Source organism: Chryseobacterium sp. Leaf405, from assembly GCF_001425355.1.
GTDB lineage: Bacteria > Bacteroidota > Bacteroidia > Flavobacteriales > Weeksellaceae > Chryseobacterium.
Map to the genome: position 1 here is coordinate 463,034 of NZ_LMQN01000015.1, position 24,036 is coordinate 487,069.

A 24,036-nucleotide genomic window follows, 5' to 3' on the forward strand; every position below is an offset into this window, starting at 1 on the left:
AAAATCATATTTGGCAATACTAAATTCTCGCTGAAAATTTCGTACTTTTGGGGTGAAAAATTTCTAAAAATAAAAGTAAAATGGACATAATTTTCGACCTGATTGAAAAAGAAAGACAGAGACAAACCCATGGTATTGAAATGATTGCATCAGAAAACTTCGTTTCTGAGAATGTGATGAAAGCAATGGGAAGTGTGTTGACAAACAAATATGCTGAAGGATATCCTGGTAAAAGATATTACGGAGGATGTGAGGTAGTAGATGAGGTTGAAGCTTTGGCAATCAATAGAGCTAAGGAACTTTTCGGAGTTGATTATGTAAATGTTCAGCCACACTCTGGTTCTCAGGCAAATGCTGCGGTTTACTTAGCAGTTTTGAAGCCGGGAGATAAAATTATGGGGATGGATCTTTCGATGGGAGGTCACCTTACTCACGGTTCAGGTGTGAATTTCTCTGGGATTCAGTATGAAGTGGTTTCTTACGGTGTAAAAAAAGAAACGGGTCTTATCGATTATAATCAGATGAGAGAGGTAGCATTAAGAGAAAGACCAAAAATGATGATTGCCGGTTTCTCTGCTTATTCAAGAGATTTAGATTATGCTATTTATAGAGAAATTGCTGACGAAATCGGAGCTACACTTTGGGCAGATATTGCTCACCCTGCAGGTTTGGTTGCTAAAGGTTTATTAAACAACCCATTTGAGCATTGCCACGTTGTTACAACTACGACTCACAAAACGTTAAGAGGTCCAAGAGGTGGAATGATCATGATGGGTAAAGATTTTGAAAATACATACGGTCATAAAACTCCAAAAGGGGAAACCAAAATGATGAGCCAGGTTCTTGACGGAGCTGTTTTCCCGGGAATTCAGGGAGGTCCGTTAGAGCACGTGATTGCAGGTAAAGCGGTAGCTTTTGCAGAAGCTTTGGATGTTCAGTTTGAAACGTATGCAAAACAAGTTCAGTCTAATGCTCAGGCTTTGGCAAATGCTATGATCAACAGAGGATTTGATATTGTGAGCGGAGGAACAGACAATCACTTAATGCTTGTTGATCTTAGAAATAAAAATGTAAACGGTAAAGAAACGGAGAAAGCTTTGGTTCTTGCTGATATTACTTGTAATAAGAATATGGTTCCTTTTGATGATAAGTCGCCGTTCACAACTTCTGGTATTAGATTGGGAACTGCTGCAATTACAACCAGAGGATTGAAAGAAAACGATATGGATACGATTGCAGGATTTATTTCTGAAGTGGTTGATAATATCAAAAATGAAGAAGTTCTTACTTCTGTAAAAAATAAAGTTAACGAATTAATGGAAGGTGAAGCGTTATTTAATTATTAATATTTACCTTGTTTAGAATATAAAGAATGGGCGCTTGTCCATTCTTTTTTGCATCATTATATATGGAAAAGAAATCTTTCACTTTTAATGAAATTAAACTGAAACTGATGAACTATTGTGTCTATCAGGATCGTTGTCATGCAGAAGTGGAGCAGAAAATGAAGGAATTTTTATTAATTGATGAAGCTAAAGAAGAAATTATGCTTTATCTTTTAAAGGAAAACTATTTAAATGAAGAACGATTTACCAGAAGTTATATTCGGGGTAAATTCTATATAAAACATTGGGGAAAGACGAAAATTAAGATGAATTTGAAACAAAAGCAGATCTCCGAAAAATTGATCAGTAAATGTTTTGATGAAATTGATGAAGACGACTACCAAAAAACAATAAAGAAAATCTACGAAGATTACTACTCAAAACAAAATGGATTGAAGGAATATCAGCGAAAATCTAAGACCATAAAATATTTAATGAGCCGCGGTTTTGAATATGAGAAAATTAATGATATTTTTGACTAAGTGTATTTTCAATCTGAAGTTAGGAGAGAATAAATTATTAAATATTTTCTTTACGTTGGAATTTAATCGAAGTCAGAATTACAGGAAAAATAATTTTCATTTTGCAAAATGTGAAAAATAATTAAAATAATGAATTATTCATCCTATTTTGTTGGATGTCAATTAAAAAGAATTTATTATACTCATTTAAATAGGCAAATAAATATATGTTTCATAAAGTACACACCAAATTTATTCTAAATTTTAAACGTAACATGAAATTTTATTTTAATTTTGCATAAATGCCCAGATATTATTTTTATTCAAATAATAGGGTTTAGACATTTTTAATCTATGAACACCAATAAAGACAATGTACGATTCTCTTAGAAGAAAAATTTTTGGAGGAGATAATGTTGTCAATCTCTCGGATGTAAGGTATCTTCCCAGATGGATAATACTCGTAATAGATATTATTATTCTGGTTATATCTTTATTTATTTCTACCTATATAATAGAAAAGATAGGTCAGAAAGAATTTATTTATCAGGATGATGAGAGTGTTGTTTTTCTCTCCATTATTCTTGTTAATGTCTTTTTCATGTATGTTTTCAAGACATATGCGGGAATTATCAGGCATTCTACCTTTATAGACTTATTCAAATTACTTGTTTCATGTTTCTGTACGGCATTCGTTATCGGAATCTTTAACATTAGTTGTTTCTGGATGATGGGAGAAAAGTTCATGCTTAGCTCTTATCTGATTCTCTATTTTATTATTTCTTTTATGGGGCTGTTTCTTTTCAGACTGTATGTAAAAGAATTTTTTCATATTGTGAGAGAATACAGAAGAAGTGCTTTAAAGAAGAGAATTCTGGTTTTAGGGATTGATGAACAGTCAATAGCGATTGCAAGAGCAATTCTGGATAATCCAAGTCTGCCATACCATGTAGTAGGTTTTTTAACTCAGAGAACGGATTCTAAGAGAGCATCATTATTGGGCAAACCGATCCTTTCAAAAGAGAAAATTGAGCATAATACAAAAGAAGGTCTTTTAGTAGATGGTGTTATCATCATCAAAGAAATGATGTCTAAAGACGAGATGAATTCGTGGGTGAATTTATTTTTGGAAAAAGATCTTAGTATTTTTAAAGCTCCTTCTGTTCAGAAATTAAGAGATAGTGATCTTGGCGGATCTATCCGAAATCTGCAGATTGAAGATTTACTGAATAGAAAACCAATTAAAATTCAGAATGCAGAGATTGAAAGTCGACATTTCAACAAAGCCATTCTGGTTACGGGCGGTGCCGGATCTATCGGAAGCGAAATCGTTAGACAGGTAGCGCAATTTAATCCTTCTTTAATTGTTGTATTAGACCAGGCAGAGACTCCTTTATACGACATTGAACTGGAGATGAGAAATAAATTCCCTCATATCCCATTTAAGTTTGTTTTGGCAGATGTTTGCAATAAAAATAGGATAGAACCGTTGTTTCAAGCTTATAATTTCTCAATGGTTTATCATGCTGCGGCTTACAAGCACGTTCCTTTGGTAGAGGAAAACCCGAATGAAGGAATTATGGTAAATGTTTTGGGATCAAGGATTATTTCCACACTTTCAAGCAAATATAAGGTAAACAGGTTTGTGATGATCTCTACGGATAAGGCAGTAAATCCTACCAATGTAATGGGAGCATCTAAAAGAGCGGCAGAATTATTTGTTCAGTCATTACAAAATGTGGAAGGCAACATAACCAAATTTATTACAACGAGATTTGGAAATGTTTTGGGCTCAAACGGTTCTGTGATTCCTCACTTTAAGAAGCAAATTGAAGCCGGAGGTCCTGTCACAATTACACATCCCGATATTGTAAGATATTTTATGACTATTCCTGAAGCTTGTGAATTGGTTTTACAGGCCGGTACAATGGGGAAAGGAGGTGAAATTTTTGTTTTTGACATGGGAGAGCCGGTTAAGATTCTTGATCTTGCAAAAAGAATGATAAAATTGTCTGGTTTTGAACCTGATATTGATATTAAAATCATCTATACAGGACTGAGACCTGGAGAAAAATTGTACGAAGAACTATTGAGTGATAATAGCAAGACACTTCCTACTCACAATGAAAAAATTATGGTATCTAAAGATCCTACAATGGAATTTAATGCTATCGACTCATTGATAGAGCAAATTACCCAGTCTGCTTTTGAAAAAGATAAAGTAGCAGTCGTAAAAATATTGAAAATTATAGTGCCTGAATTTAGAAGCAATAATTCTATTTATGAGGTGTTAGATAAATAAAACAAAAAATATAAATGTATATTTGTACAATTTTTAAATATGATGAAAAGTAAAGTACTGGTTATATTTTCGGCAATGGTATTAGTATCATGTAAAACAAATCCTAATGCTCATAATGATTTAAATTACATGCAGAATATAGAGCAAACCGCCCTAGATAATGCTGCAAAAACTACAAACAATACCATACAAACTGGCGATCAGCTGATTATTCTTATTACTGCTAAGGATATGGATGTTGTAAAACCATTTAATCAAAATTATTCTTCATCAGAATTTGTTCAGACCAATGCATTAGCTGGAGGAAATACTCCCGGACAGGGAAATGTCAATCTTTCGGGTCCTTCTTATATTGTTGATACAAACGGTGACATAGATTTTCCAATTTTAGGAAGACTCAATACATCAAATAAAACTTTAGTTGAATTTAAAAATGAGTTGAGAGCTAAAACGGCTGAGTTTGTTGTCAATCCAACGGTAAATGTGAGACTCGCTAATTTTAAAGTAACAGTTTTAGGTGAAGTAAACAGACAGGGTGATTATACTATTGCTAACGGACAGGGAACTATCTGGAATGCACTTGGTATGGCGGGCGATCTTACTATGTATGGAAAGAGAACCGATGTTTTAATCATAAGAACAGAAAATGGCCAGATTACACATGGAAGAATCAATCTACAGGATGCCAATCTTATCAATTCACCATATTATAATTTGAAACAAGGCGATGCGATTATCGTTTCTGCAAACAATACAAAAGATGTAACTTCAAGACAAAATCCAAACACACCTCTTATTTTATCTGCTATTTCAATAGGTGTTACGGCAGTAGCAGTAGCAGTAGGTTTATTTAAGAATTAATAGAAAAAATGATGAAACAGAAAAATCATGTAGTGGAAGCAGAAGATTCTGAATTACATATTAGAGACATATTGCAGCCTTATTTAAAGAGTTGGTATTGGGTTGTAGCTAGTGTTATAGTAGGTGTTGTATTTGCTTATTTATACCTTAGAAAACAAGTGCCTGTTTTCGAGGTTGCCTCCACGGTTCTTATCAAAGATTCTAAAGCAAGCGGCGGAGGAACACAGGATTTTGCTGTATTAAGAGATATCTCAGGAATAGGTAAAATGGGAAGTAATGGGGTGGAGAATGAAATGGAAATTTTCAAATCCAAAACTCTTATAAAAGATATTGTTAAAGACTTAGCGCTTGAAACGGATATTTTTAATGGCGATATAAAACATGAACTTTTTGCGGAAACTTCTCCTATTAAAGTACGAGTGATTCAGGAGAAACAAACTTCCTCAAAAGTTTCTCGTCTGATGAATTTAAAGATAAATGGTAATCAATTAACATTGAGTTCGGAAGGACTTCCTGCCATCACAACAACTTTTAATAAAATGATTAGTTTGCCGTTTGCCAACATCATAATATTAAAGAATGAAAAATTTGTAGGAAAGAAACCAACTGATTTACTATTGAATATTTCCAGCTTAGAAGCTAAAACAAATGGATATCAAGGGGCTCTTAACGTATCTTTAATTAATAAAGATGCTACGGTAATCAAGCTGGCAATGAATTATGCTGAAACCAATAAAGCAAAAGTGATTATTAATAAATTGGTTCAGGTTTATAATGAAAATGCAATACTTGATAAAAATACAGAATCAAACAATACTGCAAAATTTATTGATGACCGTATCACGCAGGTAGGACGAGATTTAGGACAGGTTGAAAATGAAAAGGAAAGGTTCAAACAAAGTAATCAGATTTCTGATATTGAAACTGAAATTAAATTAGGTTTAGAAACTAATGCTAGCGCAAAGGGTAAAGAGTTAGAAATTGATGCTCAACTAGAACTTACAGACGCATTATTGGGATATGTTTCTAATCAGAATTCCTATCAGACATTGCCAGGAAATGTTGGTTTAAATAATCCAGGCGCTACAACCAATGTAGGAGCGTATAATCAATTGGTTTTGGAAAGAAACAGATTACTGGAAAATGCAACGCCTCAAAACCCCTTGGTTGTTGATATAACAAAACAGATTAATAATATTCGTGGTTCAATTATTCAAAGTTTACAAAAGAATAAAACTGGGCTTCAACTGGCGAAAAGTGGCTTGTCTTCTGAGCAAAATAATATTTCAGGGAAAATTGCCAAAGTTCCTGCACAAGAAAAGCTTTTCAGAAGTATTGAAAGACAACAGCAGATAAAAGAGTCTCTGTATCTACTATTATTGCAAAAGAGAGAAGAAACGGCAATTTCTATGGCAGTTACAGCTCCTAAAGCAAGAGTTGTTGACGAGGCTTATGTTGGTAGTCAAATTGCTCCGAAAGCAATGATCATATTGTTGTCGGGATTTTTATTAGGGTTGATCATTCCGTTAGGTATTATTTATCTTCAGCAGCTGTTTAACGATAAAGTAAAAACGAAGCACGATCTCGAAAAACTAACAAACAAAAAACCAATCATTGGAGAAATTCCAAGTATGGAGCGTGGTCAGGATGAACTTGTGAAAATCAACGATCTTTCGCCGATGGCTGAATCTTTCAGGATACTGATCACGAACATGATTTTCATGTTTCCAAAAAGTATAAAAAAGGGAAGAACGGTATTTGTAACCTCTACTGTAAAAGGTGAAGGAAAAACGCACGTATCCGTAAACCTTGCTTTGACGATGGCAACTCCGAAAAAGAAGATCATTATCATTGGTTCAGATATAAGAAATCCTCAGTTGCAGCGATATAATACAGCAAGGAAAGGCTTGTCTGGTCTTACAGAATTTCTTTATGATGATCATGTAACGGTAGATGAAATTGTTCATCAAAGTGCCTTTAATCCAAATCTGGATGTTATATTCTCCGGAAGCATACCGCCAAATCCTACAGAATTATTATCTAATGGAAGATATGAAGACCTTCTTGCAGATCTTAAAGAGAAATATGATTATATTATTATAGATACTGCACCATTGATGCTGGTAACTGATACTTTACTTATTGCTGAGATGGCAGATGTTACGCTATATGTTACCAGATCCAAACACACTGAAAAATCGTTAATCGATTTTGCCAACAAACAGATCGAAAGCCAAAGAATAAAGAATGTTGCTTTTGTTCTTAATGATGTGAGCAAAGAATACTTTGCTTATGGTAACAAATATGGCTATGGCTATGGTGCAGAACACAAAAGCTTTTTTGATAAAATAAAAAGTATTTTTAAATAACAAATGATGAACACACTGGAAAATTACAAAATTGCAGTAATCGGACAAGGATATGTCGGGCTTCCATTAGCATTAGAATTTTCAAAACATTTACCGGTATACGGTTTTGATATCAACGTTAAAAGAATTGAAGAGCTTAAAAATGGTGAAGACCATACACTGGAAGCTGATTCTCATGAAATAGAAGAGCGTTTAAAAGAAGCCTCTGAAAGTAATTTTAAAAAAGGATATATTCCTTCATGTTCCCTAACAGAAATTACCAATGCCAATGTCTATATCGTAACGGTACCCACACCTATAGACAGATTTAATGCTCCTGATCTTACTTTATTAATTAAAGCAAGTAAAATGCTGGGAGAGATTCTTAAAAAAGGGGATGTTGTTATTTATGAATCTACAGTTTATCCTGGATGCACAGAAGAAGAATGTATCCCTGTATTAGAAAAAGAATCGGGATTGAAGCTGAATGAAGATTTCTATGTGGGATATTCTCCTGAGAGAATAGTTCCGGGAGATAAAGTAAATACATTGGTTACAATTAAAAAAGTAACTTCCGGTTCAACACCTGAAATTGCTGAAAATATTGATCAGCTATACAAGCTGATTATTAAAGCAGGTACACATAAAGCACCAAGCATAAAAGTTGCCGAGGCTTCTAAAGCTATCGAAAATGCACAAAGGGATGTTAACATTTCTTTTGTCAATGAACTGGCGTTGATTTTTGACAGAGTGGGAATAGATACTCATGATGTATTAGAAGCAGCAGGAACAAAATTTAACTTTTTACCTTATCGTCCGGGCTTAGTTGGGGGACATTGTATTTCTGTTGATCCTTATTATTTGGCTCATAAAGCTGTACAGTTAGGATATCATCCTCAGGTAATTTTAAGTGGAAGAAGAGTAAATGATATGATGCCGGAATTTATTGCCGGAAAAGTGGTAAAATTGATGATTCAAAAAGGAATTCAGATTAAAAATGCAAATGCTCTGATTCTTGGAATTACATTCAAAGAAAATTGTCCGGATATCAGGAATACGAAAGTAGTGGATATTTATTCTGAGCTTAAGCAATATGGTCTTAATGTGGATATTTATGATCCTTGGGCAGATAAAGAAGAGGTGAAAGGTGAATATGATGTAGAAACTCTCCAAACTCTTGGAAATGATAAAAAGTATGAGGTTGTCATTTTAGCTGTTTCACATACAGAATTTATAAATTTAGATATTGCTTCTCTTAAGAATAATGATTCAGTGTTATTTGATGTTAAAGCATTTCTAGACAAAGATACTGTAGATGCGAGACTGTAATCATTAGCTGAATATAATATTGCATATATGAATATGTACAAGATAAAAGAAACGTTTTCTCTGGAATGGAGAAACGTTTTTTTAAATATAAACTAAATTTCTTTAGGGAATTTTATAAATCACTTTTTCTTAATGAAGATTCGAAGTATTAAAGTAAACTACGCCTTAAATTTACTGAGAGTGGTTTCGGGTATTTTGTTTGGGATTATTACAATGCCTTACATTAATAAGGTGTTGGGTGCTGAAAGCTTGGGAAAAGTTGAATATGTGAATTCTATCATTACTTATTTCTTATTGTTATCGTCATTGGGAATCCCGATGTATGGATTGAGGGAAGTCGCAAAAATAAGGAATGACAGCTATAAAAGAACAAAACTGGTTCTTGAGCTATTGTCAATCTTAGGAATTACCACCCTCATTTCTTATATCATTATTTTTGGAGTAATTCTTAATCTTCCTTATTTTTTTTCATATAAAGAACTTATTATTGTTCTGAGTACCATTATATTGTTTACAAATTTTGGGGCAGAATGGTTTTATCAGGGGATTGAAGATCAGATGTTTATAACCATTCGTTATCTGATTGTACGCGTGTTAAGTTTTGTCTTATTATTTGTCTTGGTTAAAAATCCCGATGATTATCTCTGGTATGCCTTTATTGTTATTTTAAGCACGGTTGGAGCAAATATTTTCAATATTTTATATTTAAAAAAATATTTGGATTTTAAAGATATTTCTTTTAAAAAGTTAAATTTAAAACAGCATTTAAAGCCAGCCCTTACGATTTTTGTAGGTTCAATTTCGGTGAGTATTTATCTTCAATTAGATATTACTATCTTAGGTACAGCTAAAGGCGATGAGTCGGTAGGATATTATGTGATGGCTAATAAGTTGATTCGTTTTGTTATTGCAATTGTTACCACAATTGGTGCTGTAATGCTGCCAAGATTAGCAAATTTGTTGACGACTGATAAAAAAGCATTCTACAGTTTAGTAGAAACTGCTCTTAATTATATTATGATTTTTTCAATACCTTCTACTTTTGCTTTTATGGTTTTGGCAAAAGATTTTACCCTTTTAATGGGAGGTAATGATTTCCAGGAATCGATTCTTACAACTCAGATTTTATCACCTATTGTAACTATCGTAGGATTGGCATATTTCTTAGGCTATCTGGTGCTTTTTCCGTTGGGTAAAGAAAGAATTTATACGGTTTCAACTATCATTGCAGCTGTCCTTAGTATTATTCTTAATTTAATATTTGTACGAATATACGGACATAATGCGACAGCCTCGATAGCTGTCTTCTCAGAGATTATTGGTGTTGTTTTTATGATTGTTTTAGGAAAATCTGTGCTGCAGAAAATTAATTTTTTTAATAAAAGTATATCCATATATATTATCGGGTCGCTGGCAATTTCAATTCTTTTGTTTTTATTAACTTCGCTGCTTGCAAGTACTGAATTATTAATAAAAGTAATAATAGAAATAAGTTTGGCAATTCTACTTTTTGTGTTAATACTTTATATTTCTAAAGAAAAAGTGTTTTTTGAAGTTGTCAATATGATTAAAGCTAAACTTAAAAGATAACATGGATTGTTCAATTATAATTGTAAATTATAATACAAAAGTCATAACAAATAACTGCATAGATTCTATCATTTCTAAGACGCAGGATGTAAAATATGAAATTATTTTGGTAGATAACGGATCTACTGACGGATCTAAAGAACATTTTGAAAAAAGAAAAGATATAAGATATATATATGTTCACGAAAATCTGGGTTTTGGAAAAGCAAATAATCTGGGTAGCCGATATGCTATAGGAGAATTTTTATTTTTATTAAATTCTGATACAATATTGATTGAAAATTCAGTGAAAATTTTATTGGATTTTTTTAAGATTAATAACAATAAACTAAATATAGGAGTGCTGGGAGCAATCTTGTGTGACGAAAATTTAAATAAATTAAATACGGCTGGATCGTTTCCAAAAGTTAAGTTTTACATTTCAGATTATTTGAATTTATTTTTTAAAACAAGATTGAATACTTACCAAGAAATAAATTTTAGTAATATAACAAAAGTTGATATGGTAAGTGGAGCAGATATGTTTTTAAAAAGAGAATTATTTTTACAAGTCAATGGTTTTGATGAAAAGTTTTTCCTGTATTTTGAAGAAACTGATTTACAGAAAAGAATTTTTAATTTATCTAAAGTGAATTATATAATCAATCAAACAAAAATAATCCATTTGGAAGGGGCTAGTTCTAAGTTAAATAACTGGAAAAGAAAAGTCATTCAAGATAGCCAAACATTATATTTTAGGAAAAATGATAGTCAGAATTTTTTGAAATACGTTTTTTTTGAATTATTATGTACTCCTGTAAGATTTCTAAATTCAAATTATACTATTAAAGAAAATATAAGTTTCATAAAAAATAATATTAGTAAACTTTATGAATATAGCAATTATAGGAAGTAAAGATTTTGACAGTCTAGAATATCATCTTCAAGATTCACTTCGGTTTCTTGGTCATAAGGTTTTTCATATTGATGTAAACGATGTGATTAAAATACCATATAAATATAATTATTGGGCAACAAAATTTTTCCCAAAATACGATGAATATATGTTTAATAAAATTGCAAATCGTATTATTGATGAAAAACCGGATTTGGTAATTGGAGTTTATCGTTTTATCCATCCAAACTGTATCCGAAAAATTAAAAATGAGCTGAAAAATGTGAAGATAATTCACATTAATCCTGATGCCTTAACCACCTTTGAATACCAGCAGATATTTGTTTCAAATTATGATGCGTATTTTACCAAAGATCCTTATATTGTTAGCTTTATGAAAGATAAGATGAGCTTGAATGCACATTATCTTCCTGAAGCTTTTAATCCAAGAGTTCATAAATCTATTGATAAAGAAAAAGCTCTGCTGGAGAAAGAGATTGACATCGATGTAGTTACTTTTGGAACAATGTATCCTTATCGTGCTAATATGGTGAAAAAATTAGTAGATAGCGGTGTAAATATAAAGTTATTTGGAGTACCGGACAGAAGATTTCCACAAAAAGAAGTTGAGAATAATTTCACCAATGAATTTATTACAGGTAACAGAAAATCAGAAATATTATTAGGTTCTAAAATTGTATTTAATAATTTTCATTACGCTGAAATAGAATCTGTAAATGTAAAGTTTTTTGAAATTGCAGGGATCGGAGCTTTTCAATTGTGTGATTATAAACCGATAATTAAAGATTATTCTACAATAGACCCTGAAAAATTCACTTATAAAAGTATTAATGAAGCTATTGAAAAAATACAATATTATCTAAACAATCCTCAAGAAAGATATGCTATTTGTGAGGAGCAAAAAATGTATTTTACGGAGCATCATACCTATGAAAAAAGAATGGAAAGTGTTATCAAAATAGTTCAATGGAATTAAATAAAAAGAATTACATATTATCTGTGATTGCTGTGATTTTCGTATATCTTATTTTCTCTGTTTTTAGTCTTGATAATTCTAAAAGACAATCAATGATATATGAATTGATAATTTGTTTTGGAATTATTGTGCTTACAGTTATTCAATTTTTATATAATTGGTATAAAATAGGAAGTCCAACTTTACTCGATTGGTTTAGAATCACAGCATTCTATACAATTATATTAAATTATTTTAGTATTATCAATGAGATTGATAATCGTATAAGCTGGGCATACCAAGGTGGAGTTTACCTTAAACAAGAATTTATTATACCTACATTATTTTGTGTTTTTTTGGCAGTTTTGGTAACAACAGTAACTGAAAAAATAATATATGCGCTGAGAAGAAGAAATGTACCTGAAGTAATGTATAAAATAAAAAATATTAATATTTTTTTTATTTTTTCTGCAATTATCTATTTTTTACAGTTATACTTTTTAATGTCGGGTAAAATAGGCTATGGTACAACTACCCAAGATAACACAGCAGATACTTCTTTTATAGTTCAAATCGTTAATAACTTATCTGTTTTAGTTCTAATTGTTTTAGGCTTCTTTAGATATTATTATAAAAGTTTTAAAGGAATTCAGATTATATTTTATTATATTTTACTTGTTATTGCTATGATTATGGGCGGGCTTTCTGGTATGAAAGAATTATTTATAATACCGCAGATTTGCTTTTTAATTCCTTTTCTTAAATCGGGTAATAAAATACCTAAGAAAATTCTTGTTATTTCCGGGATTTTAATTATTATTATTTATCCTATTAATAATACTTACAGAGATATTTTGAATAGTAAACTTGGATTGGGAAAATCTGAAGCATTTTTGCTTGCTTTAAATAAAACATATGATACCGATATAACCAATATATTTAGTAGCAGTTCCGAATCATATTCTGACAGGTTTTCTCTTTATCCTTATCTGCAGTACAGTGTTGAAAAAGAACAAGAATGGAATCATTATAAAAATATGACCAGATATATTTATCTTCCTTTTTCTTTCATACCTAGATCAATATTGTCAGATAAGCCGATATCGGATACGGGAGGTAAATTCAATAAATTTATAACAGGTGTTGAAAATAATTCAATGACTGCAACTACTTTCGGATGGTCATATTTAGAAGGTGGATACATATATGTAATACTAACATTTTTTTTACTGTCTATAGTTGTTACTTATTTAGGAGCAGTTTTTTTTAGAGGTCATCTATTACACCATGTGATAAATACAAGTTTATTGATTGTGATGCTGAAAACAGAATCGGATGTTTATTTTATTCTGTCAGGAATTATACAGAATTTTATAATTACGTATATTATTTTATATTTTTTTGTCAAAAAACAATTCGTAATCAGAAAATAGAAATCTTGATATTTACGTTATAATTTTATACAATAATGCAATGATTATAATAGCTGTATTACTATTTATTTTTTTATCATTATTTTCGCTTAAAAGTCAGTCAATAATCAATAAAAATATTTGTTTCATATTCTGTTTGGTTTTCTGGTGGTTTTTAGAAAGTTTCAGATGGGAAAGCGGTACAGACTATTGGAATTATATTAATAATTTCCAAAGAATGAAACTGAAATTTCTTTGGACAGACAGATATGAGTTGGGATACAATCTTATGGTTTTGTTTTTCAGGGATTATTTAAAAACCTCTTTCACTTTTTTTATTGCTGTCTATTATTTAATCGTATTTATATTATACTACTTTTCCATTAGAAAGGCAACTCAAAAACCATTATTATTTATATTTATATTCTTTTGTTTTGTTATTGGTTTAATGGGAAGTACCAGACAATTAATGGCATTATCCATTATGTTTTTTGGAAGCATATACTTTCTGGAAAAGAAAAAATTATGGTTTATCCTCACTATATTATTAGCTTCACTTTTCCATAGGACAATAATCGTCTGTTTAGTTTTTGTTTTTTTTACAAATCATATAAAGTACAAGTATTGGTTTTATATGATTGCTGCTGCTTTCATAACACAAATTAGCGGACTTAACATGCTTGTTATGGAAAATCTAATAGTCATTTTACCTAAATCATTTTCGGAAAGGTTTTTTAGTTATTTATCCATGTCGTTAGTAGATGTTATAAATATGAAGACTTATTTATCAGGAATTTTTAGAAGATTATTGCCTATTATTTTATTATTTATATATAAAGATAAACTGACTGAAATCGCAGGAGATATCAAGATACGGTATGTGATGAATATATTGTTTTTCTCATTGTTTTCATATATTATCTTGTCATTCAATTTCACCTTTATAATATCTAGAATCAGCATTTATTTCAATATATTTGAGGTATTGTTTTATGTATGGCTGATAACGATGTTTATTGAAGAAAAAAAATATATTTATATATTAGGGTTAGTAGCATTTTTTCTTATATTGTGTATTAAATATATTATGTATTATCCGCACTTATTTCTGCCTTATAAAACGATATTCTTTACACTATAAGCCATGAAAATTCACTTTTTTGAAAGAAATCCTGTAGAGGGTCAGATAAGTATAGAAAAGCTTTTTTCTGTTCTAAAGGGAGAATTGCGCAGAAAAAATGTTTTATTTAAAATATTTATCAATCCTTATCCTCTTTCAAAATTTTTTAAATCACTTATTTTTTTTAAAAACAATCAGGGAGATATTAATCATATTACAGGTGATATTCATTGGGCTTCATTATTATTGAACTCTGATAAAACCATATTAACAGTTCACGATCTTTCAGGTTTATATCAATATAAAGGAATTAAGAGATTTTTATATTTTCTGATATGGATATATTTACCCTTAAAAAAACTGAAATATATCACTGTAATTTCTGAAAAAACAAAACAAGAGATTGAAAAAATGTTACCTTCTGTAGCGCATAAACTTCAGGTCATTCCGAACTGTATTACCGTTGATATTCTACCGCTAAGACTCAAAGAAAACATAAAAAATGTCAAAATTTTAATTGTAGGAACCCGATCGAATAAAAATATAGAGAGAGTATTGGAAGCCTGCAAAGACTTAGAGGTTGTTTTTTCTATTGTTGGAAGAATAAATGATAAGCAAAAAGAAATTTTGGATAATAATTGTCTTACATATGAAAACTATGTAAATATTTCAGATAATGATCTTGAAAAATTGTATGACGAAAATGATATTTTATGCTTTCCATCACTGTATGAAGGATTTGGCTTACCCATATTAGAAGCTCAAGCAAGAAATTGTATTGTCATCACATCCAATCTTTCACCAATGAAAGAAGTTGCAGGAAATGGGGCTTTACTTATAGATCCTAACAGTACGAAATCCATAAAACATTCAATTGTACAAATAATATCGGATGATGATTTAAGAAAAAAACTTATGATACAAGGGCATCAAAATGTAAAAAAATATACTCCCGAGCTCATAGCACAACAGTATATTGAATTATATCAAAAAATTATAGCTGCGAAATGATTCTTCTTGATGCTATATACATAAACAATAGTGGTGGAAAAGTTCTGCTCGACTATCTTATCTCTGAATTGGAAAAGACAGATAAGGAAGTCTTTTATCTTTTGGATATTAGAATAAAACATGAAGGCTTAAAAATAAAATCAACAAATGAGATTATTTATCTGCAGTCTTCACTTATAAAAAGGAGAAATTTTTACAAGAAAAATAAGACTAAATTTTCTACTATTCTGTGTTTTGGTAATTTACCCCCTAATATAAAAACTTCAGCCAAAGTATATACTTATTTCCACCAGTTGCTTTTCCTTGATCTGCCCAAAGATATATCTTTTGTAAAAAAGAAAATATATTATATAAAGACCCGAATATTAAATAATTTTAAGAAAAATACAGATTATTGGATAGTACAGACAGGTTTGGTTAAAGAAAAACTTTCTCAAAAATATAATATTCCTGAAAGCATAATTTTGGAACTTCCATTTTATCCTCCCTTTAAAGATACTCAAACAGTTGTACAAAGAGAAAAACACACTTATGTTTTTGTAAGCAATGCCGCTCATCATAAAAATCATATAAAGCTGATTGATGCATTTTGTAAATTTTATGATATCAGTAAAAAAGGGGAGCTTATAATTACAGTGTCAGAAACCTTTACGGAGCTCTACCAAATGATTACAGAGAAACAAAACTTAGGATATCCTATTAAAAACTTAGGTTTTATAAACCGCAATGAGCTTAAAGAAATCTATCTGTCTCATGAATATCTTATTTTCCCGTCTCTTGCAGAAAGCTTTGGACTGGGGCTGGTGGAAGCTATTGATAACGGGTGTAAAGTTATAGGAGCAGACCTGCCATATACGTATGAGGTTTGTGACCCTTCTATTATTTTTAATCCCAACGAAGAACAAAGCATAATTGATGCTTTATTATTATCTTTAAAAAGTAATATTAAACCCTCTACGAAAAGAATCACAAATAATATTAAACAATTTATTACACTCCTACATGAAAATAAAAAATAAAATACTTCTTATAACCGGCGGAACAGGTTCTTTTGGAACAGCTGTTTTAAGAAAATTCATACATACAGATCATTTTAAAGAAATACGTATTTTTTCCCGCGATGAAAAAAAGCAGGATGATATGAGGAATCAATTCAAAAATGATAAACTAAAATTTTATATTGGTGATGTAAGAGATTACAACAGTATAGAATCTGCGATGAGAGGAGTCGACTATGTCTTTCATGCTGCCGCCTTAAAACAAGTTCCTTCATGTGAGTTTTTCCCTATGCAGGCTGTAAAAACAAACGTTGAAGGTACGCAGAATGTAATCGATGCGGCTGGGAAAAATGAGGTGAAAAAAGTAATTTGTTTAAGTACAGATAAAGCTGCCTATCCTATCAATGCTATGGGGATCTCAAAAGCGATGATGGAAAAAGTAGCGGTTGCAGCATCCAGAAATTTAGAAAATACTACGGTCTGTCTTACAAGATACGGAAATGTAATGGCTTCAAGAGGTTCTGTAATTCCATTATTTGTAAAGCAAATTAAAAATAATGAGCAGATCACGATCACAGATCCAAATATGACAAGATTTTTAATGTCACTTGAAGAGGCAGTAGATTTGGTTCTGTTTGCTTTTGAACATGGAAATGCTGGTGATCTTTTTGTAAATAAAGCTCCGGCAGGTAAAATTGGTGATTTGGCACAGGCATTAAAAGAAATGTTTAAAGCAGAAAATCCGATAAAAGTGATTGGAACGAGGCACGGCGAAAAACTCTATGAAACACTTTGTACCCGTGAAGAAATGATAAAAGCGGAAGATATGGGAGACTTTTACAGAATTCCTGCAGATAACAGAGACTTAAATTATGCTCAATATTTCTCAGAAGGTGAAGAAAAAGTTTCAAGAATAGAAGATTATCATTCTCATAATACAAAACAGGAAGATGTAGAAGGTATGAAAAAGCTACTTTTGAAACTCCCTCTCATCAGAAAAGAGGTATTGGGAGAAAATTTGATGCAATATCCTGACTAATATGAATGTTCCAAAGATTATTCATGGTGAGAAATATTCGGACGAAAGAGGTCGTCTGTTTTTTAACAATAATTTTGATGTTTCCCCAGTAAAAAGAATTTACTTTATAGAGAACAATAGTACAGAATATATAAGAGGCTGGACGGGGCATAAAATTGAACAGCGTTGGTTTACTGCTTCTAAAGGTGTTTTTATCATTAAGTTAATTGAAATTGATAATTGGGAAAATCCATCAAAAAATAGTGAAATTCTGGAGTTTGAACTCTCCAGTGAGAAGCTGGATATTCTTTATATGCCAAGCGGCTATGTTTCGGCAATTCGTGCAAAAGAAGAAAATTCGAAACTTTTGGTAATGGTTAATTATTCTTTGGGTGAAATTAATGATGAATATCGTTTCCCTTCAGATTATTTTGAAAATATATTATGATTAAAAAAATTGGAATTACAGGGCAAAATGGTTTTGTAGGCTCGCATTTATATAATACACTGGGATTAAAACCTGACCGATACGAAAGGATTGACTTTAAAAAGGATTATTTTGAAGATAATGAAAAGCTGGATGAATTTGTAAGGCAATGTGATGTCATTGTCCATTTAGCTGCTATGAACCGTCATCTGAATCCGGAAATAATTTATAATTGTAACCTTGATTTGGTAAAAAAACTCATAGATTCTTTAGAAAGGACTGGTTCACAGGCTCATGTTCTTTTTTCATCTTCTTCTCAGGAAGAAAAAGATAATCTGTACGGAAAATCAAAAAAACAAGGTAGAGAGTTATTCTTGAAATGGACTGAGAAATCAGGAGGAAAATTTACAGGAATGGTTATTCCCAATGTTTTCGGACCATTCGGAAAACCTAATTATAATTCTTTCATCGCTACATTCTGCTACAAACTTACTCATGGTGAAATTCCTGCTGTTGATACCGACGGTGAAGTTAGTCTTATTTATGTAGGAGAACTCGTTCAGGAAATAATTAACCAGATCGAAATTCCTGAAACAAATGGATTATATAAAATCCCTCATACCTCGGTAAATAAAGTTTCTGAAGTACTTGCAAAACTTGAACATTATAAAAGCCTGTATTTTGATAATGGTGAAATTCCACAACTGGATTCAAAGTTTGATTTGCAACTTTTCAATACATTCCGCTGTTATTTTGATATTAAAAATCATTATCCTGTAAAATTTACACAGCATACCGATCCGAGAGGAGCTTTTGTTGAGATAATAAGGTTAGGGATTGGCGGACAGTGTTCTTTCTCAACCACGGTTCCCGGAATTACAAGAGGAAACCATTTTCACACAAGAAAAATTGAAAGATTTGCCGTAATTAAAGGTAAAGCTCTGATACAGTTAAGAAAAATAGATACCGATGATGTTCTTGACTTTTATCTGGACGGAAATGAACCTGCTTATGTAGATATGCCAATCTGGTACACCCATAATATTAAAAATATAGGAGAGGAAGAATTATATACCATTTTTTGGATTAATGAGCCTTTTAATCAGGAAGATGCAGATACCTATTTTGTAGAGGTTTAATACAACTGATTTTTCAATTTGAATGAACATCAAGATTACAAAAATAAAAATTATATTTGTAATCGAAAAAATACAATGAAAAAACTTAAAGTAATAACCGTAGTAGGAACTCGCCCAGAGATTATTAGACTTTCAAGAGTATTATCAGCTTTGGACGCTTCTGAAGCTGTAGAACATATTATCATTCATACAGGACAAAATTATGATTATGAACTCAATCAGATTTTCTTTGAAGATTTGGGACTTCGTAAACCTGATTATTTTCTGGAAGCTGCAGGAAAAACAGCAACAGAAACTGTAGGAAATATTTTAATTAAAATAGATCCGCTTTTAGAAGAGTTGAATCCCGATGCCTTTTTAGTATTGGGGGATACCAATTCTTGTCTTTGCGCAATTCCCGCTAAAAAAAGACAAATTCCTATTTTCCATATGGAAGCAGGAAACAGATGTTTTGATCAGAGAGTTCCGGAGGAAACTAACAGAAAAATAGTTGATCATACATCGGATATCAATCTTACCTATTCTGATATTGCAAGAGAATATTTATTAAGAGAAGGTCTTCCTGCGGACAGAATCATTAAAACAGGTTCTCCCATGTTCGAAGTGCTGCATCATTACCTTCCGCAAATTGAGAAGTCAGATGTCTTGAGCCGTCTGAATTTGGAAGAAGGAAAATATTTTGTCGTGTCATCGCATAGAGAAGAAAATATTAATTCTGAGAAGAATTTCAATGGTTTAATAGACAGCCTTAATCTCATAGCAGAAAAGTTTGGATTTCCGATCATTGTTTCTACGCATCCAAGAACAAGAAATATGATCGATAAAATGAATGTCGTTGTAAGACCGGAAATTCAGTTTTTAAAGCCACTTGGTTTTCACGATTATAATGCTTTACAGATGAGAAGCTATGCCGTTTTATCAGATTCGGGAACAATTTCAGAAGAATCTTCTATATTGAATTTTAGAGCATTAAATATCAGAGATGCACACGAAAGACCCGAAGCAATGGAGGAAGCATCTGTAATGATGGTTGGCTTATCTTCTGAAAGAATAATGCAGGGGCTTACGCAGCTCCAGCAACAAAAAGTGGGGGATGAAAGAAATTTCAGACAGGTTTCTGATTACTCTATGCCAAATGTTTCTGAGAAAATAGTCAGAATTATCCTGAGTTATACGGATTATGTAAACAGAGTAGTCTGGAGTAAGAAATAGGTAATGAATATATTATTTCTTACTTTAGCAAAGATAGATACGTTGAAGCAGCGTGGTCTTTATCAGGATTTGATGCGTGAATTTTCTAGTCATGGTCATCATCTTTATATTGTATCACCTGCTGAAAGACGTGAAAGTAAAAAAACGAGTATAAATACTGAAGGAAATACAAAATTCCTGAATGTGAGGACTTTAAATATTCAAAAAGCTAATTTTATTGAAAAAGGTATTTCAACTTTATCAATAGAGAATCTGTTTTTAATAGCAGTAAAAAAATATTTTTCAAATGTTAAGTTTGATTTGGTACTCTATTCTACACCACCTATCACTTTTACAAATCTTATTAAGTTTATAAAAAAAAGAGACGGTGCGAAAACATACTTGTTATTGAAGGACATCTTTCCTCAAAATGCGGTAGATATGCAACTGATTTCAAAAAAAGGAATTTTATACAAATATTTCAGGAATAAAGAAAAAGATCTTTACAATATTTCTGATAAAATTGGATGTATGTCTAAAGCGAATTTTGAGTTTATGATGCATCACAATTCTTTTGTTCCCAAAAATAAAATTGAAATTAATCCAAATTCGATTGAAATACTTGATTCTAAGGAACTTTCATGCAAAGAAAAAAATGACATTAGGATAAAATATAATGTTCCATTAGATAAAAAAGTCTTTATATATGGGGGGAATTTAGGAAGACCGCAAGGAATTGATTTTCTTATTAAAACTTTGGACGCTAAAAGAAATGATGAAAGAATATTCTTTATCATTGTAGGGTCTGGTACAGAATACGGAAAAATAAAAAACTGGATCAATACTACGCAACCACAAAATGCATTATTATTGCCAGTGCTACCTAAAAATGACTATGATATTTTTATTCAGTCTTGTGATGTTGGATTAATATTTTTGCATAAAGATTTTCTAATTCCGAATTATCCATCCAGATTGCTTTCATATCTTGAATATAAAATGCCTGTACTTGCAGCCACCGACAAAAATACAGATATAGGATTAGATATTGTGAATAACAATTGTGGAATATCAGTCTATTCGGATGATATTAATCAGATGATAAAGGCAATAAATGAATTTACAGAAATGGATGATTCTGAATTTCAAAAAATGAGACAAAATAGTAGAGATTTTCTTGAAAGAGAATTTCAGGTAAAAGAATCTTACGAAAAGATTATGAAATCGTTAAATCAAAAATAATATAAAGTGTACAAAAATTTTTTCAAAAGAGTTATTGATTTTTGTTCAGCACTAATTGCTTTCTTATTACTAAGTCCGCTTTTTTTATTAGTGATGATAGGTCTTGCTTTTGCAAATGAAGGCAAACCTTTTTTCTTTCAAAAAAGACCTGGGAAAAATGGGAAAATCTTCAGCATTATCAAGTTTAAAACAATGAACGATAAAAAAGATGCCAATGGCAATCTTTTATCAGATGTAGAAAGATTAACGCCTATCGGCGCTTTTGTCCGTAAAACATCATTAGATGAGATTCCACAATTAATTAATGTACTAAAGGGTGATATGTCTCTTATTGGACCGCGTCCGCTTTTGACAAATTACTTATCTTTGTACAATGATTTTCAATCCAGAAGACATGAAGTAAGACCGGGAATCACCGGTTGGGCTCAGGTAAACGGACGGAATTCTATTTCATGGGCGAAAAAATTTGAACACGATATCTGGTATGTAGATAATCTTTCATTAGTTTTAGATATTAGAATCTGTTTTTTAACCCTTAAGAAAGTATTTTTCAGAGAAGGAATTAATCAGGACGGACAGGCTACAACAGAGCCTTTTAAAGGAAACTAAATTAATATGTATTTATTCGGAGCAAGTGGACATGGTAAGGTTGTAGCAGATATTGCTATTGAAAATGGTGTTGATATAACTGCCTTTATTGATGATGATATTAATAAGAATGAATGTTATGGATTTCCGGTCATCCACAATATTATTAAAAAAGAAATACCTGTAATAATTACAATAGGAGATAATATTATCAGAAAAGAGATTGCTGAAAAGATCGTGAATAAAATAGAAAAAGCTGTTCATCCGCAATCTGTAATTTCTCAATCTTCCAAAATTGGAAAAGGAACAGTCGTGATGGGAGGTGTTACAATTAATGCAGACAGTTCTGTAGGAGAACATTGTATTATTAATACAAATTCTTCAATTGATCATGATTGTTTTATTGAAGATTTTGTACATGTATCACCGAATGTGGCATTGGCTGGGAATGTTTATGTTGCTGAAGGTTCCCATATCGGTATTGGGGCAACTGTAATTCAGAATGTCAAAATAGGAAAATGGTGTGTGATTGGTGCAGGAACTGTAGTTTTAAAAGATATTCCCGATTATTCTGTAGTTGTTGGGAATCCGGGAAGAATTATAAAAAATATAAATACATAAATGAATACTAAAATCTGGTTATCCTCACCACATATGGGAGGTAATGAACAAAAATACATCAATGAAGCATTTGCCGAAAATTGGATAGCACCTCTTGGTCCCAATGTAAATGGTTTAGAGCAGGATCTTGAAAAATATTTAGGACAAGACGTAAAAGTTGCAGCTTTATCAGCAGGAACTGCCGCACTTCATTTAGCATTAATCGAATGTGGAGTAAAACCTGGTGATGAGGTAATCTGCCAGTCGATGACGTTCTCTGCTTCAGCAAATCCGATTGCTTATTGTGGTGCAACACCTGTTTTTGTAGACAGTGAGCCGGAAACATGGAATATGTGTCCTGTGGGCTTAAGACAGACCATCGGTGACAGAATAAAGAAAGGTAAAAAACCTAAAGCGATTATTGTTGTTCATCTATATGGAATGCCTGCTAAAATGGACGGAATTATGTCTATTGCCAACGAATTTGAAATTGATGTAATCGAAGACGCTGCTGAAGCGTTGGGTTCTAGTTATAAAGGTCAGATGTGCGGAACGTTTGGACGTTTTGGAATTTTGAGTTTTAACGGAAATAAAATTATTACAACTTCCGGAGGCGGGGCTTTAGTTTGCCAGAATCAAGAGGATAAAGATCAGATTGTCTTTCTTTCTACGCAGGCAAGAGATGATGCACCTCATTATCAACATTCGCAGATTGGATTCAATTACAGAATGAGTAATATTGTTGCAGGAATCGGGCGAGGCCAAATGGAAGTGTTAAACAGTAGAGTAGAAGCGAGAAGAAAAATGCATGATTTTTACGTTGATATTTTTAAAGATACTGCCGGAGTCACTGTATTTTCAGAACCATCTTCCGATTTTTATTCTAACCATTGGCTTTCTGCAATCATCGTGAATCCTGAAATTACAGGAAAAACAAGAGAAGAATTAAGGTTAGCATTTTTGGAAGATAATATCGAGTCGAGACCGTTGTGGAAGCCTATGCATTTACAGCCTGTTTTTGCAGATGCACCTTATTATGGCGGAAATACTTCTGAAACGTTCTTCGACAACGGATTGTGTTTGCCATCAGGTTCCAATCTTACAGAAGATGACCAAAAGAGAATTGCCAAGGTGATTAATAACTTTTTTGACAGGTAATTCAAA

General features: G+C 31.7%; 21 protein-coding genes. All 21 read left to right on the top strand.

All coding sequences use genetic code 11. From position 1 onward, the window contains the following. Nucleotides 1-80: 80 nt before the first annotated feature. Nucleotides 81-1,346, top strand: coding sequence for a serine hydroxymethyltransferase (glyA, locus tag ASG22_RS11970; protein WP_055984656.1), 1,266 nt, complete (start codon nucleotides 81-83; stop codon nucleotides 1,344-1,346). 62 nt (nucleotides 1,347-1,408) lie between these two features. Further along, nucleotides 1,409-1,867 (top strand): regulatory protein RecX, encoded by a 459-nt coding sequence (locus tag ASG22_RS11975; RefSeq protein ID WP_082505005.1) that lies wholly within the window; start codon nucleotides 1,409-1,411, stop codon nucleotides 1,865-1,867. A 352-nt stretch (nucleotides 1,868-2,219) separates the two neighbouring features. Further along, nucleotides 2,220-4,148, top strand: a complete 1,929-nt coding sequence (locus ASG22_RS11980) for a polysaccharide biosynthesis protein (RefSeq protein WP_055984659.1) — start codon at nucleotides 2,220-2,222, stop codon at nucleotides 4,146-4,148. Nucleotides 4,149-4,187: 39 nt separating this feature from the next. Next, nucleotides 4,188-5,009: a polysaccharide biosynthesis/export family protein gene (locus ASG22_RS11985; protein WP_238586911.1), complete on the top strand. Its 822-nt coding sequence runs from the start codon at nucleotides 4,188-4,190 to the stop codon at nucleotides 5,007-5,009. 8 nt (nucleotides 5,010-5,017) lie between these two features. Then, nucleotides 5,018-7,378 (top strand): GumC family protein, encoded by a 2,361-nt coding sequence (locus tag ASG22_RS11990; RefSeq protein ID WP_055984665.1) that lies wholly within the window; start codon nucleotides 5,018-5,020, stop codon nucleotides 7,376-7,378. 3 nt (nucleotides 7,379-7,381) lie between these two features. Next, complete coding sequence (locus ASG22_RS11995) at nucleotides 7,382-8,686, top strand: nucleotide sugar dehydrogenase (RefSeq protein ID WP_117590795.1); 1,305 nt, start codon at nucleotides 7,382-7,384, stop codon at nucleotides 8,684-8,686. 132 nt (nucleotides 8,687-8,818) lie between these two features. Further along, a complete protein-coding gene (locus tag ASG22_RS12000) occupies nucleotides 8,819-10,276 on the top strand; it encodes a flippase (RefSeq protein ID WP_055984671.1) in 1,458 nt (485 codons plus the stop codon). Nucleotide 10,277: 1 nt separating this feature from the next. Next, complete coding sequence (locus ASG22_RS12005; protein ID WP_055984676.1) at nucleotides 10,278-11,171, top strand: glycosyltransferase family 2 protein; 894 nt, start codon at nucleotides 10,278-10,280, stop codon at nucleotides 11,169-11,171. Continuing rightward, the gene (locus ASG22_RS12010; protein ID WP_055984679.1) at nucleotides 11,146-12,147 is read left to right on the top strand and encodes a glycosyltransferase; all 1,002 of its coding nucleotides are present in this window, start codon (nucleotides 11,146-11,148) and stop codon (nucleotides 12,145-12,147) included. Before ASG22_RS12005 ends, ASG22_RS12010 begins: the two co-directional genes overlap by 26 nt. Further along, a complete protein-coding gene (locus ASG22_RS12015) occupies nucleotides 12,138-13,559 on the top strand; it encodes a hypothetical protein (protein WP_055984682.1) in 1,422 nt (473 codons plus the stop codon). Before ASG22_RS12010 ends, ASG22_RS12015 begins: the two co-directional genes overlap by 10 nt. A 40-nt stretch (nucleotides 13,560-13,599) precedes the next feature. Next, nucleotides 13,600-14,679 carry an EpsG family protein gene (locus ASG22_RS21675; RefSeq protein WP_055984684.1) on the top strand — a complete coding sequence of 360 codons (1,080 nt, stop codon included), beginning with the start codon at nucleotides 13,600-13,602 and terminating at the stop codon, nucleotides 14,677-14,679. 3 nt (nucleotides 14,680-14,682) lie between these two features. Next, nucleotides 14,683-15,669: a glycosyltransferase family 4 protein gene (locus ASG22_RS12025; protein WP_055984686.1), complete on the top strand. Its 987-nt coding sequence runs from the start codon at nucleotides 14,683-14,685 to the stop codon at nucleotides 15,667-15,669. After that, nucleotides 15,666-16,688, top strand: coding sequence for a glycosyltransferase (locus tag ASG22_RS12030; RefSeq protein ID WP_055984689.1), 1,023 nt, complete (start codon nucleotides 15,666-15,668; stop codon nucleotides 16,686-16,688). The genes ASG22_RS12025 and ASG22_RS12030 overlap by 4 nt, the downstream gene beginning before the upstream one ends. Beyond that, entirely contained in the window at nucleotides 16,672-17,706 is a 1,035-nt protein-coding gene (locus ASG22_RS12035; protein ID WP_055984691.1) for a polysaccharide biosynthesis protein, read from the top strand. Before ASG22_RS12030 ends, ASG22_RS12035 begins: the two co-directional genes overlap by 17 nt. Nucleotide 17,707: 1 nt before the next feature. Continuing rightward, nucleotides 17,708-18,133: a WxcM-like domain-containing protein gene (locus ASG22_RS12040; protein ID WP_055984694.1), complete on the top strand. Its 426-nt coding sequence runs from the start codon at nucleotides 17,708-17,710 to the stop codon at nucleotides 18,131-18,133. Further along, nucleotides 18,133-19,251 carry an NAD-dependent epimerase/dehydratase family protein gene (locus tag ASG22_RS12045; RefSeq protein WP_055986806.1) on the top strand — a complete coding sequence of 373 codons (1,119 nt, stop codon included), beginning with the start codon at nucleotides 18,133-18,135 and terminating at the stop codon, nucleotides 19,249-19,251. The genes ASG22_RS12040 and ASG22_RS12045 overlap by 1 nt, the downstream gene beginning before the upstream one ends. A gap of 75 nt (nucleotides 19,252-19,326) precedes the next feature. Beyond that, nucleotides 19,327-20,463 carry a non-hydrolyzing UDP-N-acetylglucosamine 2-epimerase gene (wecB, locus tag ASG22_RS12050; RefSeq protein ID WP_055984697.1) on the top strand — a complete coding sequence of 379 codons (1,137 nt, stop codon included), beginning with the start codon at nucleotides 19,327-19,329 and terminating at the stop codon, nucleotides 20,461-20,463. 3 nt (nucleotides 20,464-20,466) lie between these two features. After that, nucleotides 20,467-21,684 carry a glycosyltransferase family 4 protein gene (locus ASG22_RS12055; protein ID WP_055984699.1) on the top strand — a complete coding sequence of 406 codons (1,218 nt, stop codon included), beginning with the start codon at nucleotides 20,467-20,469 and terminating at the stop codon, nucleotides 21,682-21,684. A 6-nt stretch (nucleotides 21,685-21,690) separates the two neighbouring features. Further along, complete coding sequence (locus tag ASG22_RS12060; protein ID WP_055984702.1) at nucleotides 21,691-22,293, top strand: sugar transferase; 603 nt, start codon at nucleotides 21,691-21,693, stop codon at nucleotides 22,291-22,293. Nucleotides 22,294-22,299: 6 nt separating this feature from the next. Next, nucleotides 22,300-22,893: an acetyltransferase gene (locus tag ASG22_RS12065; protein WP_055984704.1), complete on the top strand. Its 594-nt coding sequence runs from the start codon at nucleotides 22,300-22,302 to the stop codon at nucleotides 22,891-22,893. Next, nucleotides 22,894-24,030, top strand: a complete 1,137-nt coding sequence (locus tag ASG22_RS12070) for a DegT/DnrJ/EryC1/StrS family aminotransferase (protein ID WP_055984708.1) — start codon at nucleotides 22,894-22,896, stop codon at nucleotides 24,028-24,030. It begins immediately after the preceding gene. Nucleotides 24,031-24,036 lie beyond the last annotated feature (6 nt).

Coding starts and splice junctions, on each gene's coding strand:
- glyA (WP_055984656.1), top strand. CDS start 81: ATGGACATAATTTTCGACCTGATTGAAAAAGAAAGACAGAGACAAACC.
- ASG22_RS11975 (WP_082505005.1), top strand. CDS start 1,409: ATGGAAAAGAAATCTTTCACTTTTAATGAAATTAAACTGAAACTGATG.
- ASG22_RS11980 (WP_055984659.1), top strand. CDS start 2,220: ATGTACGATTCTCTTAGAAGAAAAATTTTTGGAGGAGATAATGTTGTC.
- ASG22_RS11985 (WP_238586911.1), top strand. CDS start 4,188: ATGATGAAAAGTAAAGTACTGGTTATATTTTCGGCAATGGTATTAGTA.
- ASG22_RS11990 (WP_055984665.1), top strand. CDS start 5,018: ATGATGAAACAGAAAAATCATGTAGTGGAAGCAGAAGATTCTGAATTA.
- ASG22_RS11995 (WP_117590795.1), top strand. CDS start 7,382: ATGATGAACACACTGGAAAATTACAAAATTGCAGTAATCGGACAAGGA.
- ASG22_RS12000 (WP_055984671.1), top strand. CDS start 8,819: ATGAAGATTCGAAGTATTAAAGTAAACTACGCCTTAAATTTACTGAGA.
- ASG22_RS12005 (WP_055984676.1), top strand. CDS start 10,278: ATGGATTGTTCAATTATAATTGTAAATTATAATACAAAAGTCATAACA.
- ASG22_RS12010 (WP_055984679.1), top strand. CDS start 11,146: ATGAATATAGCAATTATAGGAAGTAAAGATTTTGACAGTCTAGAATAT.
- ASG22_RS12015 (WP_055984682.1), top strand. CDS start 12,138: ATGGAATTAAATAAAAAGAATTACATATTATCTGTGATTGCTGTGATT.
- ASG22_RS21675 (WP_055984684.1), top strand. CDS start 13,600: ATGATTATAATAGCTGTATTACTATTTATTTTTTTATCATTATTTTCG.
- ASG22_RS12025 (WP_055984686.1), top strand. CDS start 14,683: ATGAAAATTCACTTTTTTGAAAGAAATCCTGTAGAGGGTCAGATAAGT.
- ASG22_RS12030 (WP_055984689.1), top strand. CDS start 15,666: ATGATTCTTCTTGATGCTATATACATAAACAATAGTGGTGGAAAAGTT.
- ASG22_RS12035 (WP_055984691.1), top strand. CDS start 16,672: ATGAAAATAAAAAATAAAATACTTCTTATAACCGGCGGAACAGGTTCT.
- ASG22_RS12040 (WP_055984694.1), top strand. CDS start 17,708: ATGAATGTTCCAAAGATTATTCATGGTGAGAAATATTCGGACGAAAGA.
- wecB (WP_055984697.1), top strand. CDS start 19,327: ATGAAAAAACTTAAAGTAATAACCGTAGTAGGAACTCGCCCAGAGATT.
- ASG22_RS12055 (WP_055984699.1), top strand. CDS start 20,467: ATGAATATATTATTTCTTACTTTAGCAAAGATAGATACGTTGAAGCAG.
- ASG22_RS12065 (WP_055984704.1), top strand. CDS start 22,300: ATGTATTTATTCGGAGCAAGTGGACATGGTAAGGTTGTAGCAGATATT.
- ASG22_RS12070 (WP_055984708.1), top strand. CDS start 22,894: ATGAATACTAAAATCTGGTTATCCTCACCACATATGGGAGGTAATGAA.